Source organism: Peptostreptococcus sp., assembly GCF_977045075.1.
In genome coordinates this window covers 1-13771 of sequence record NZ_CDRRTB010000039.1, presented here as the reverse complement: position 1 = coordinate 13771, position 13771 = coordinate 1, and the positions used below count along the sequence as shown (strand labels likewise).

Sequence of the window (13771 nt, the reverse complement as noted above, 5' to 3'; positions counted from 1 at the left end):
TTACTCAGATGGGATTCGGTTACTCAAGAGACGATGCTGGTAAGTTCCTAGGTGAATATGTTGAAAAGGGTGTACTTGAAAAAGACCCATTCCAGGTACTTGACCAGAGAGGTATAGGTAGACTTGTAGAAATGGCAGTTAAGCTAGGTAGACAGACTAAGCCAAATCTTAAGCTAGGTATCTGTGGAGAGCACGGTGGTGAAGCATCATCTGTTGAATTCTGCTACAACCAGGGTCTAGACTATGTATCTTGTTCACCATTCAGAGTACCAATTGCTAGACTTGCAGCGGCACAGGCAACTGTAAGGAAGAAAAAAGGTGACGGACATAGAGACAAATAAGTCGATATATCCTATAATAAATTGTTAATAATTACTTTCTAAAATTTTTAGCAAACCCACTCGATTTCGAGTGGGTTTTTGCTTTATATATTGGTTGTATAATATGGTTGTATAATATAAGAGGAAAAATAATTTTTTTGAAAAATTTTCATGTGTATTTTTTTGAAAAAAAGGTTATAATAGAGATAACTTATATAGGTGAAAGGAGATTCTTATGGACTACAAGAAATTATATAATGAATGGACGACATCTTCTTATTTTGACGAGGATACAAAAAAGGAATTATTGGCCATAAAAGACGATGAAAAGGAAATTGAAGACAGGTTTTATCGTGATCTAGAGTTTGGTACAGCGGGCCTTAGGGGAGTTGTAGAGGCTGGTAGAAACAGGATGAATATCTATACTGTCAGAAGGACTTCTTATGGTTTGGCCAACTATTTCTTGAAAAATGAAGAAGGGGCTGCTGAAAGAGGTATAGTAATAGCCCATGATAATAGAAATATGTCTAGGGAATTCTGTATAGAGGCAGCAAGAACTATAGCCTCAGCAGGTATGAGGGTCTACTATTTTGATGATCTTAGAACGACACCTATGCTTTCATATTCAGTAAGAAAGCTAAACTGTATAGGTGGTATAGTTATTACAGCCAGCCATAATCCACCAAAATACAATGGATATAAGGTTTATGGTGATAATGGTGCCCAGATAATGCCTCATGTGGCTGACGAGGTTTTGGCAGAGATAGAAACTATTAAGGACTTTTCTACAATACCAGCCTTCAAGAAGGAAGATGAGGCTAGGATGACCTTACTAGGCCCATCAATTGATGATGACTTTATTGATGCAGTTGAGGCCAATGTGATTAGAAAAGATATCATAGAAAGATATGCAGGAGAATTCAAGGTTGTATATTCACCTCTTTGTGGTACTGGTAGGGTGCCAGTTCTTAGGGTCTTAAAGGATAGTGGCTTTAAGAATGTCCTAGTTGTACCCGAAGAAGAAATGCCAGATCCAAACTTTGCTGGTATTCTGACACCTAACCCAGAGGAGAGTGTTGCCCTTACAAGGGGTATTGAGCTTCTAAAGAAGGAAGATGCAGACATCCTTATCGCAAATGACCCAGATTGTGACAGGGTTGGTGTTGCAGTTAAGAATTCTGCTGGTGAGGTTGTATTATTGACTGGTAACCAGATTGGTGGACTACTTGCAGAATATACAATATCAGGTCTTAAGGAAAAGGGAAGATTGGCTGACAATGCCTGCATAATCAAGACAGTGGTAACATCAGAATTCGGAGCGGATATAGCCAAGTCAATGGGCGTAGATGTTGTGAGTATACTTACGGGTTTTAAGTTCCTAGGAGACAAGATGACTCAGTACGAAAAAGACCACTCTCAGACATTTGTAATGGGCTATGAAGAAAGCTATGGTTACTTGATAGGTGACCAGTGTAGGGACAAGGATGGTGTAGTAGCCACACTTATGATCTCTGAAATGGCCCTATACTACAGGAGTAAGGGTAAGACCCTATATGAAGGCCTAATGGACCTATATGCCAAGTATGGTTACTACAGGGAAAAGACTACTTCTATCTACCTAGAAGGTATAGAGGGAAGTGGCAAGATAAAGAGGATAATGGAACATTTCAGGTCTACAAAGATAGATGCTGTAGATGGTGTGAAGGTGTCAGAGGTTCTAGACTTTGGAGCTGGTGTAGAGGGCTTCCCTAAGTCGAATGTGCTTAAGTACATCCTAGAGGATGGGTCTTGGATAGCCCTAAGACCGTCAGGAACGGAACCAAAGATTAAGGTTTACATAGGAACGCATGACAAGGAAGACCAGGTAGCACTTAAGAAGTTAGACGAAATTAATGACTACTTCTTGGCCATTGTTGATTCAGTGAACTAGACAAATCAAGCCATTCCATGATATAATTATTAAGATAAACATATTAATTACAATTTTTGGAGGATATAAAATGGTAACAGCTAGTGATTTTAGAAAAGGTGTAACATTTGAAAAAGATGGTCAGCCATGTCTAGTAGTTGACTTCCAGCACGTTAAGCCAGGTAAGGGTGCTGCGTTCGTTAGAACTAAGTATAAAAATTTAATAACAGGAGCAATTAGAGAAGAAGCTTTTAACCCAAGTGATAAGTTCCCTAAGGCAAATATAGAAACTAAGCAGATGCAGTATCTATACAATGATGGAGAGCTATACTACTTCATGGATGAAGAAACTTATGACCAGATTCCTTTGAACTACGAACAGGTAGAAGATGCTATCAAGTTCTTGAAGGAAAATGAAGTTGCTACTATAAGATTTTACCAGGGAGCTCCATTCCAGGTTGAAGGTCCTAACTTTGTTGACCTAGAAGTTGTTGATACAGAACCAGGAATCAAGGGCGATACAGCAAGTAATGTTACAAAGGCTGCTACAGTAGAAACTGGTGCAGTTATTCAGGTACCATTATTTATAAATGTTGGTGACAAGGTAAAGATAGACACAAGAACAAGTGAATATTTATCAAGAGTAAATTAATTTAGTGCTATAGAATACCTGTTTGAAAGAGCAGGTATTCTATAGCTATATTTTTTATAAGGAGGGGTGATCATGGCATCAATTAACGATGTGATCAAAGAAAGTATCAGGGCCTTTGAAGAAAAAATAGGCTATGAATTCAAGGACAAGACCTATATACAGACAGCCTTGACACATTCTTCTTTTGCCAATGAGCACAAGGAATTCAACTACAATGAAAGACTGGAATTTCTTGGGGACTCAGTTTTAGGCTTGGTGGTAAGTGACTACCTATTTAGGGCTAGAAATGACCTACCAGAAGGAAAGCTAACAAGGTTAAGAGCGAATGTAGTTTGTGAAGAATCTCTTAGTGCAGTAGCTAGGAAAATAAACCTGGGCGACCACCTATTTTTAGGTAAGGGAGAAAAGGCTTCAGGTGGCAGTAATAGGGACTCAATCCTAGCAGATGCTACGGAGGCAGTGATAGCTGCCATATACTTGGATGGTGGTTTTGACCAGGCAAAGGACTTTATACTATCAAACCTAAGAGATACAATAGCAAAAAATATTGATGGAAATATCTTCAGAGACTACAAGACGATTCTACAGGAAATCATACAGGGTAATAATGGTAAGATTTCATACAAACTAGTAGGAGAAAGTGGACCAGACCACAACAAGGAATTTGAGATGCAGGTCAAGTGCGGTCAGGAGACAATCGGTATAGGCAAGGGAAAGAACAAGAAGGAAGCAGAAAAAGAGGCTGCTAGGGATGCCCTAGTTAAGATGGGAGAACTATAGATGAGGGGCAAAAAGATAATACCCATATTTGTACCCCACCAGGGATGTCCCCATGATTGTATATTTTGCAACCAGAAAAAAATAACAGGTATATCAACAGATATGACTGGTGAGAAGGCTAGGAAAATTATAGAAGACTGCCTAGCAACGATTAAGCATGATGTAGATGTGGAAATTGCCTTTTTTGGGGGCAGCTTTACAGCAATAGACAGGGATAAGCAGGTAGAACTTTTGAGTGTGGCCAAGGAATATAAGGATAGGGGACTAGTCAGTGATATAAGGATGTCTACCAGACCCGACTGCATAGATAGGGATGGTCTGGACCTAGTAAAGTCATTTGGGACAACTATAATAGAACTAGGGGTCCAATCTATGGATGAAGAGGTACTAGTAGAAAGCCTTAGAGGTCATAATAGTAAGATAGTCTATGAAAGTGGGGCCCTAATTAAGGAGGTTGGACTTAAGTTAGGTCTCCAGCAGATGATTGGCCTACCTGGAGATACTGAGAAAAAGTGTATCAGGACAGCCAAAGAATTCGTCAAGATAGGGCCAGACTTTGTAAGGATATATCCAACTCTGATAATAAAGGAGACTGGTCTTGAGCAGAGCTACAGGGGTGGATACTATAGGCCATTTAGCCTTGATGAGTGCGTAGACATAGTAAAAAAGCTGATGGTCATATACCACACTAATGATATAGGTGTTATTAGGGTAGGCCTTCAGGCAACCGATGATATCCAGCTGGGTATTGATGTAGTTGATGGTCCCTACCATCCTGCCTTTAGGGAGTTGGTAAAGTCTAGGATGATAAGAGACTATCTAGATAGTATAATTGATGGAGAATTTAAGGACCTCGTGGTCTATTCGGACAATAAGAATATATCAACCATAGTAGGTGATAAGAGGTCTAACAGGATATATATAAATGAAAAATACAAGGCTAGGTTCAAGACTGGTCTAAGGAAGGGTCTACTTGATGGGATTATAGTAGAGATAGACTCAAAGATAGTCTCAGAAATTAGCTTTGAAGAGATGTATAAGTTTTTAGGTAAAAGGTATGGTTTATACTAGTCGGAGGTAATAGTGTATTTAAAAAAGTTAGAATTAAAGGGATTTAAATCCTTCCCAACAAAAACAGACATATACTTTGACAAGGGTGTAACTGCGGTAGTAGGACCAAACGGTAGTGGTAAGAGTAATATCTCAGATGCTATCAGGTGGGTCTTGGGAGAACAAAGTGTCAAGAGTCTGAGGGGAGAGAAGATGGAAGATGTTATCTTCCTAGGAACTGACTCTAAAAACCAAATGAACTATTGTGAGGTGGCCATTACCCTAGATAATTCCCAGGCTGAAATTGACATAGACTCTGAAGAGCTAGTCATAAAGAGAAGGGTATACAGGAGTGGTGAGTCGGAATTTTATATAAACAATAAGACATGTAGACTTAAGGATGTAAGAGAGACTCTACTGGATACAGGTATAGGTAAGGACGGCTACTCTATAATCGAGCAGGGTAAGGTAGAAGAGATACTTAGCAATAATCCTGCCAACAGGAGAAAGATATTTGACGAGGCCTGTGGTATATCCAAGTTTAGGTACAAGAAAAATGAGGCTGTAAGAAACCTAAAGAAGTCAAGTGACAACCTAGCAAGGATAGAAGACATCTTTTATGAAATCGAAAATCAGGTGAAGCCATTAGAACGTCAGGCTAAGAAGGCTGAAAAGTACCTTGAGGTAAGTCAAGAATTGAAAAAGCTAGAGCTAAATGATTTTATTGACCAGACTAGCCAGATGGATGACCTTATAAGGGATATGTCTGAAAAGCTAGCAGGTCTTGAAAAGGAATTAGACCTGACTGATTCTGAAAGGTCTAGCATAGAGGGTCAGATAGAAGAATTGGATGCTAGTCTAAATGAGTGTGATGCCCTACTAGAGGAGTTAAATTCCAACCTTGTTGATATAAACTCTGAACTAGCAGGTAAAAAGTATGAAATAGAAATTTCCCAAGAAAAGATAAATAGTCAGCTAAGAGAGATATCGATAAAGGAAAATGAAATATCAGGACTTGAAGCCTCTATAAGGGTGGATAGGCTTGAATTAGACAAGGCCAATAAGAAGGTATACCAGACCTCTTATGAGATTGAGGAGGCCCAGAAGGAAATAGACAAGGCCTACCAGGAAAAGAGGAAGGCTGAGCTTGAGCTAGAAGCGATAAACGAAGAAATGGAGTCTAACAAGGCCCTTTCCCTAGATATACTAGAAAAGAAGCAGGAACTATCTGCAAACTTTGCTACTAGTCAGGCCAATCTTGATAATCTAAGGTCAAGTAGGCTAGGTCTAGAAGAAAAAGTAGTTTTGCAGGAAGAGGAAATAAAAGAACTTGAAGACTACCTTGAGGGTAAAAATTCAGGTGCTGGAGACCTTTTAACTAAAATGGAAGCCTTGGACAAGGACCTTGACCAGGCTCAGGCTAAGCTAGGAGACTTAGAAAAGAATATAGGCCAGCTAGCTAGAAACGATAGGAACCTAAATATGGACCTAGGCCGTATCAAGTCTAGGAGAAATACATATATAGATATGGAAAATCACCATGAGGGCTTCAACAAGGGTGTAAGAGAAATCCTAAAGAACAAGTCGCTTGAGGGTATTTGTGGAGCTCTGGGTGAATTGATTAGGGTGCCGGCCAAGTATGAAAAGGCCATAGAAGCAAGCCTAGGTGCTGCCATACAAAATGTGGTGGTTGAAGATGAAAGTGTAGCTAAGAGGTCAATTGAATACCTTAAGAAGTCTAACCTTGGTAGGGTAACCTTCCTACCTAAGACCACTATGAGGTCTAACAAGTTAACCCTAGCAACTAATACTGGTGTAAGACCCCTAGGCCTATGTAGTGACCTAGTAGAATTTGATGAGGCTTATAGGAAGGTTGTAGAAAGCCTATTGGGCAGGGTTATCCTTATAGATAATATGACTGATGCCATAGACTATGCAAAGGAAACTGGCCATAGGTTTAAGCTGGTAACATTGGATGGAGATATACTTAATCCAGGCGGGTCAATGACAGGTGGTAGTCTTAAGACTAGTGGCAATATCTTGTCTAGAAAGAGACTTATTGACGAGTTAGGCCAGGAAATTGAGTCAATTGAAGGCCAGATAAACCAGTGTAAATCTGAATTTGACCTACTGGGCTTAGAAAAAGACAGGCTGGAAGGACAGCTAGAAAAAATAAGGGAAGAAAAAGAGATCCTAGCCAAAAAAATAATATCAGCTAATACAGAAATAAAGCTAGCAGAGGCAAAGCTTAGGGATAGAAGGCATGACTTAGATAATAGCAAGGAAGAAATTACAAGGATAAATAGACAGATAGAAAAGAACCAGGCTGACTTTGACCAGTGTAAGGACCAGCTAGATGCCTTGGACAGGGAGGGTCAAGGAAATATGGACCTAATCCAGTCCTTAAGCGACAGCCTAAATGAAGCCAAGGAAAAGCATGATATCTGCCTAAAGCTATTCAATGACAAGAACCTAGACCTAGTTAGGAGCAAGCAAGTATTCGAAAACAATCTAGCAGAGGTTGAAAGAATAGAAAGTGGTATGAAGAAGTCCCAAGAAAATCTGGCTAGCTTAATTGAGTCAATAAAGGAAAATAACAATGAAATTAACGACTACGACCTATTGATAGAAACCTATACAAGCCAGATAGATACTCTCAACCAGACTAAGGAAGACTTCTCAAGAAGGATTTTAGACAAGAAGGCTGATAGGGACGATATTAGGCTATCATTAGATGAGGCCAAGGCTGAACTAAGGTCAAGAGAGAGGGACTTTAATGAACTTAGGGAAGATAAGTACAAGCTTGAAGCTAAGCTAGACAGGTCCATTACAAGTAGGGACAATCTTCAGGCAAATATATTTGAAAGATATAACCTAGACTACCAGGAAGCCCTAGAATATAGAGAAGAGGGTCTAGTGATTGACTTCAAGCACATGGAGGCTCTAAGAAAGAAAATTAAGTCAATAGGTAATGTAAACCTAGACGCCATAGAGGAATATGCAGAGGTTAAGGAAAGGTACGAATACTATTCAGAGCAGAAGCAGGACCTTGAAGAGTCTATAGTTTCCTTGAACGCCCTAATAGCAGACCTAGTGGCAAGTATGGAAAGTGAATTCTTATCCAACTTCGATATTATAAATAAGAATTTTGTAGAGGTATACAAGAAGTTATTTGGTGGTGGAAGTGCCAACCTAAGAATTACAGATATGGATGATGTCCTATCATGTGATATAGAGATAACAGCCCAGCCTCCAGGCAAAAAGATGAAGAATCTTTCCTTGCTATCTGGTGGAGAAAAGGCCCTTACGGCTATATCAATTCTCTTTGCAATCCTTATATCAAAGCCAACACCTTTCTGTATACTTGACGAAATCGAAGCCCCACTAGACGATGTGAATGTATATAGGTTTGGTGACTTCCTGAAGGAACTAAGTCAGGATACCCAGTTTATAGCAGTCACTCACAGGAGGGGAACTATGGAAGTTGCAGACTTTATATACGGTGTAACTATGCAGGAAAAGGGAATTTCATCAATAATTGGTATCAAGCTAAAAGAGGCCCAGGAAATGGTGGAAAATTCCTAGATAGATATATAGGAGGATTTTATGTTTAAATTTTGGAAGAAAAATGAAAACAAAAATGAAAACCCTGACCAGGAAGTAAACTTGGAAGAAGGGCTTAGTGAAGAAGAAATCCGGGAAGAAGTCAGTGATCAAGTTTCCCAGGATCAAGAGATAGGTGAAGAAGTTTTTCAGGAAGAGACTAAGGAAGAATGGTCCCAGGATCAAGATCTTAGCGAAGGTACTCTAGAGGAAGACGTAGAGGAAGAAAAAGCCCAAGTAGAAGAAGAGGAAGAAATCGAAAATCTTGAAGATGCTGACGTCCAGGCTGAAGAAGAAATTAGAGAAGAAGAAACAATAGAGAAAGAAATAATAGAAGAAGTAGATGGTTATGGTAGTCAGGATTCTGACCCAGAAGAGGGCCAGGAAAAGATGGGCATCTTTGCCAGGCTACTAGCAGGTCTATCAAAGACTAAGGACAATATAACAGGTAGGATAGACAGCCTTTTAAAGTCTTACACAAAGATAGACGAAGAGCTTTTAGAAGACCTAGAAGAAATCCTTATAACTGCCGATGTAGGTGTTACAACTACTATGGAAATAATAGACCGTTTAAGGGATATGATTAAGGAAAGAGGAGTAAAAGATCCTCTAGAGGTAAGGGATTTGTTAAAGGAAATAGTTGCCTCTATCCTAAAGGAAGGCAATTCCGAACTTGATATCAATCCAGGACCAGCAGTAATAGTAATGGTTGGTGTGAATGGTGTGGGTAAGACTACTACAATTGGTAAGTTAGCCCAGAGATACAAGAAAGATGGTAAAAAAGTTATGTTGGCAGCTGCAGATACCTTCAGGGCAGCAGCAACTGAGCAGTTGGATATTTGGGCCAAGAGGATAGATGTAGATATTATCAAGCACCATGAGGGAGCAGACCCAGGTGCAGTAGTATTTGATGCCATCAAAGCTTCCCAGGCTAGGAAGGTAGACCTACTGATATGCGATACAGCAGGTAGGCTCCACAACAAGGCCAACCTAATGAACGAGTTGGGCAAGATATTTAAGATAATAGACAGGGAATACCCAGAGGCCAAGAAGGAAGTCCTATTGGTAGTAGATGCTACAACAGGCCAGAATGCAGTTAGCCAGGCCAAGACCTTTAAGGAAGTAGCTAATATAACAGGTATTGTACTTACTAAGCTAGACGGTACTGCCAAGGGTGGTGTTGTCCTAGCAGTTAAGTCTGAGGTAGATGTGCCAGTCAAGCTGATAGGTGTCGGTGAGAGGGCTGAAGACTTGCAGAGTTTTGATGCAGACTCATTTACTGATGCTATATTTGGATAGTATATATAATTTAGAAATATGTTTTTAGGTTAATTTATGTAAAAAGGATAAAATAGGGGAAAAGCAATGAACAAACAGGAACTTGCAAATAGAATTTGGGAGTCAGCAAATAAAATGCGTTCTAAGATTGAAGCAAATGAATATAAGGACTACATTCTAGGATTTATATTTTACAAGTATTTGTCAGACCAGGAAATCAAATTTTTAAAGAAAAATGACTTTGATGATGCAGGTATTAAAGATCTAAGAGAAGATGAAATTGAGACTTTAGAATTTGTACAGAGAAATATTGGATATTTTATTTCCTATGAAAATTTGTTTTCAACTTGGATTTCTAAGGGGAGAGATTTTGATGTATCAGACGTAAGAGATGCCTTATCCGCCTTTAATAGGTTGATTTATCCAACTCATAAAAAAGTTTTTGATAAGGTATTTGATACTCTACAGACGGGTCTTAGTAAGCTAGGAGATAGCTCAAATTCACAGACTAAGGCTATAAGTGGATTATTACAGTTGATTAAAGATATTCCAATGGATGGAAAGCAAGACTATGATGTACTTGGTTTTATATATGAATATTTGATAAGTCAGTTTGCTGCAAATGCAGGTAAAAAGGCTGGTGAATTCTATACTCCTCATGAGGTTTCTGTTTTGATGTCGGAAATCGTTGCAGAACACTTAAAAGGAGAAAAAGAAATAAAAATATATGACCCCACAAGTGGTTCAGGATCCTTGTTAATAAATATAGGTAATAGTATTTCTAAGTATATGACTGATTCTAATAATATTAAGTACTATGCCCAAGAATTGAAAGAAAACACCTATAACCTTACTAGAATGAACCTAGTGATGAGAGGTATCAAACCAGATAATATTGTCACAAGAAATGGAGATACTTTGGAGGAGGATTGGCCATTTTTTGATGAAAATGATCCAGTAAATACATATAATCCTCTTTATGTAGATGCTGTAGTATCAAATCCTCCGTATTCACAAGCTTGGGATCCTTCAAATAAGGAACATGATCCAAGATACTCTCGTTTTGGCTTAGCACCAAAGGGAAAGGCTGACTACGCCTTTTTATTACATGACTTATTCCATATAAAACCAGATGGAATCATGACGATTGTATTGCCACATGGAGTTTTATTCAGGGGTGGAGAAGAAGGACAAATACGTAAAAACCTTATAGAAAATAACCATATTGATACGATAATAGGTTTACCAGCTAATATATTTTTTGGAACAGGCATACCTACAATTATCATAGTATTAAAACAGAAAAGAGAAAATACAGACACCCTAATAATTGACGCTTCTAAAGGGTTTATAAAAGAGGGTAAAAACAATAAGTTAAAAGCTTCTGATATTAAGAGAATAGTTGATGCAGTAATGAATAGAGAAAGTATTGATAAGTTCTCTAGACTTGTATCGAGGGAAGAAATTAGGAGTAATGACTACAATTTGAACATACCAAGATATGTAGATTCATCTGAACCTGCCGAAACTTGGGATCTATATGCTTCAATGTTTGGTGGTATTCCAATGACAGAAATAGATGGTCTAGAAGAATATTGGAAGGCATTTCCAACTTTAAAGTCAGCCTTATTTACTAATAGTGATATACCTTATGTTGAACTTGCTACAGAAGATATAAAAAATACAATTAAAAATCACGCTGATATTAAAACTTTTGAGAACGCATTTAAAGATGCTTTTTCTGATTTTCACATATACCTAAAAGAAGAGTGGATAGAAAAAATGGAACATGTTGAAATTAGCAAGTCTGAAAATGTAATCAGTGAAAATATTTTCAAACGCTTAGATCAAGTACCATTGATAGATAAGTATGAGGCATATCAAATATTAGATGATGAATGGGGAAAGATAGCAGTTGACCTAGAAATAATACAGACAGAAGGTTTTGCTGCGACAAAAAAAGTTGATCCAAATTTAGTCACTAAAAAGAAAGATGGCAAGGAACAAGAAATCCAAGACGGATGGATTGGACGTGTTATACCATTTGAACTAGTACAAAAAGAACTTCTATCAGATAGATACAAAGAACTGAGGGAAAAAGAGGCTAGATTAGCTGAAATACCATCAATATATGAAGAAATCATTGAAGATATGACAGAAGAAGAGAAAGATGGTCAGGTATTAAATGATAATAATGATGCTTTTGTTGCTAAGGAAGTAACTAAAAAACTAAAGGAACTAAAAAAAGAAGCTCATACAGAAGAAGTAAAATCCTTTATTGATAAGTTAGACAGGTACGAAAGACTATCAAAGGAAGAAAAAGACTTGAAAAAAGAAATAAAAAGTGAAACAGCTAAACTTCACATGCTTACAAAAGAGACTATTGAAAATTTAACAGATTCAATGGTGTGTGAATTACTTGATAAAAAATGGATTGGAAACCTATTAGAAAGCATAAATAAGTTACCGGATACAATTGTAGACAATCTAGTTTCTAAGATTCAAGCACTAGTGTCAAAGTATAAGACAACATATTTTGAACTAGAAAAAGAAATCAAGGAGACTGAAATGAAGTTGGCTTCAATGATAGATGAATTGGAAGGTAATGAATATGATATGAAGGGCTTAAGTGAATTCAAGGCACTTTTGTTGGGTGAATAGTATGAAAGATAGAAAAAAGCCCGCAATTCGCTTTAAGGGATTTACGGAAGATTGGGAACAGCGTAAGTTAAACAAAATTTCAGATAAAGTTACTGAGAAAAATATTGGACTACAATATATTGAAACCTTTACCAACTCAGCAGAGTTTGGAATAATCAGTCAACGAGATTATTTCGATCACGAAATTGCTAATATGAGTAGTTTAGGTGGTTATTATATAGTGAGAAGTGAGGACTTTGTTTATAACCCTCGAATATCAGCTACTGCACCTGTGGGGCCGATAAATCGAAACAAATTAGGCAGAGTCGGTGTAATGTCACCGCTTTATACGGTTTTTAGGACGTATGATGTTGACACAACTTATCTTGAACATTTTTTCAAGAGTAGGTATTGGCATTCATTTATGAATTTCAATGGAGACTCCGGTGCGAGGTCGGACAGATTTTCCATTAAGGACGCCATATTTTTCGAAATGAATATACCGATACCACACATTGAGGAACAAATGAAAATTGGAGAATACTTAACACATATTAACAACCTTATCACCCTTCATCAGCGAAAGTATGATAAATTGGTTAATGTTAAAAAGTCTATGCTTGAAAAAATGTTTCCTCGTGATGGTAAATTTGTTCCGGATGTAAGATTTTCTGGATTTATGGAAGATTGGGAACAGCGTAAGGTTACTGAACTTGGAAAAATCTATATCGGTTTGGTCACAACTATGACTGCACATTATACAGATGAGGGAACTCTTCTAATAAGAAATTCAGACATAAAAGATGGTAAATTCGAATTTGGAGAAAAACCGATATTCTTAGAAAAATCTTTCGCTATGGCAAATGAAAGCCGTATGCATCAGATAGGAGATGTAATAACTGTACATACTGGAGATGTTGGAACTTCGGCTGTAATTAGCGAAAATGAAGATAAATCAATAGGTTTTGCTACTATTGTGACACGACCAAATAAGACAATTATTGACCCATCATATCTTTGTACTTTTTTGAACACTGAAAGACATAAGAAATGGGCAGTGGCAATTTCAACTGGCGACGGAAGGACAAATTACAATTTGGGAGATTACTTTAAACTTGTCGTTCCTGTTCCATCAATTAAAGAGCAAAAGCAAATTGCTATGTTTATTGAAAATCTTAACAACCTTATCACCCTTCATCAGCGAAAACTTGAAAAGTTGAAGAATATTAAAAAATCATGCCTTGTAAAGATGTTTATTTAGTATACATAGGGTTATTTTTGGCAAAATAATATAGAATAATGTAATATTAAACAAATAAAAATATAAAGTGAGTAAAAAATAATAGTTGTAAATTGAAATACACAATATAAATTCTAAAAAATGATTTTTAAATGAACTTGTTGAACATAATATTGGAAAAAATATTGAAATAATACTTTATTGATTTATATATTTACTCATATTTTTGTAAAAATCGAATAAATATAGGAAAATTTTAAACTAACTTGGGAACAGCGTAAGTTAAACAAAATTTCAGA

At 37.4% G+C, this 13771-nt stretch carries 9 protein-coding genes; all 9 read left to right on the top strand.

All coding sequences use genetic code 11. The annotated features are described in order from the left end of the window. The coding region (locus ACW6OJ_RS04640) for a putative PEP-binding protein (RefSeq protein WP_456095888.1) at positions 1 to 341 on the top strand (341 nt) is incomplete at its 5' end. Between the two features lie 214 nt (positions 342 to 555). Next, the gene (locus ACW6OJ_RS04635; RefSeq protein WP_455105404.1) at positions 556 to 2250 is read left to right on the top strand and encodes a phospho-sugar mutase; all 1695 of its coding nucleotides are present in this window, start codon (positions 556 to 558) and stop codon (positions 2248 to 2250) included. Positions 2251 to 2320: 70 nt separating this feature from the next. Further along, positions 2321 to 2881, top strand: a complete 561-nt coding sequence (gene efp / locus ACW6OJ_RS04630; RefSeq protein WP_293426971.1) for an elongation factor P — start codon at positions 2321 to 2323, stop codon at positions 2879 to 2881. A gap of 72 nt (positions 2882 to 2953) precedes the next feature. Then, positions 2954 to 3661, top strand: a complete 708-nt coding sequence (rnc, locus tag ACW6OJ_RS04625) for a ribonuclease III (RefSeq protein WP_455104483.1) — start codon at positions 2954 to 2956, stop codon at positions 3659 to 3661. Further along, complete coding sequence (locus ACW6OJ_RS04620; RefSeq protein WP_455105403.1) at positions 3662 to 4732, top strand: elongator complex protein 3; 1071 nt, start codon at positions 3662 to 3664, stop codon at positions 4730 to 4732. A gap of 12 nt (positions 4733 to 4744) precedes the next feature. Continuing rightward, entirely contained in the window at positions 4745 to 8296 is a 3552-nt protein-coding gene (gene smc / locus ACW6OJ_RS04615; RefSeq protein ID WP_455105402.1) for a chromosome segregation protein SMC, read from the top strand. 21 nt (positions 8297 to 8317) lie between these two features. Next, the gene (gene ftsY, locus ACW6OJ_RS04610) at positions 8318 to 9613 is read left to right on the top strand and encodes a signal recognition particle-docking protein FtsY (protein ID WP_456095887.1); all 1296 of its coding nucleotides are present in this window, start codon (positions 8318 to 8320) and stop codon (positions 9611 to 9613) included. A gap of 66 nt (positions 9614 to 9679) precedes the next feature. Next, entirely contained in the window at positions 9680 to 12253 is a 2574-nt protein-coding gene (locus ACW6OJ_RS04605; protein WP_455104817.1) for a type I restriction-modification system subunit M, read from the top strand. A 1-nt stretch (position 12254) separates the two neighbouring features. Next, complete coding sequence (locus tag ACW6OJ_RS04600; RefSeq protein ID WP_456095886.1) at positions 12255 to 13493, top strand: restriction endonuclease subunit S; 1239 nt, start codon at positions 12255 to 12257, stop codon at positions 13491 to 13493. Positions 13494 to 13771 lie beyond the last annotated feature (278 nt).

Bases quoted from the DNA above. Each gene is read 5' to 3' on its own strand.
- ACW6OJ_RS04605 (WP_455104817.1), top strand. From the start codon at position 9,680: ATGAACAAACAGGAACTTGCAAATAGAATTTGGGAGTCAGCAAATAAA.
- rnc (WP_455104483.1), top strand. From the start codon at position 2,954: ATGGCATCAATTAACGATGTGATCAAAGAAAGTATCAGGGCCTTTGAA.
- efp (WP_293426971.1), top strand. From the start codon at position 2,321: ATGGTAACAGCTAGTGATTTTAGAAAAGGTGTAACATTTGAAAAAGAT.
- ACW6OJ_RS04635 (WP_455105404.1), top strand. From the start codon at position 556: ATGGACTACAAGAAATTATATAATGAATGGACGACATCTTCTTATTTT.
- ftsY (WP_456095887.1), top strand. From the start codon at position 8,318: ATGTTTAAATTTTGGAAGAAAAATGAAAACAAAAATGAAAACCCTGAC.
- ACW6OJ_RS04620 (WP_455105403.1), top strand. From the start codon at position 3,662: ATGAGGGGCAAAAAGATAATACCCATATTTGTACCCCACCAGGGATGT.
- ACW6OJ_RS04600 (WP_456095886.1), top strand. From the start codon at position 12,255: ATGAAAGATAGAAAAAAGCCCGCAATTCGCTTTAAGGGATTTACGGAA.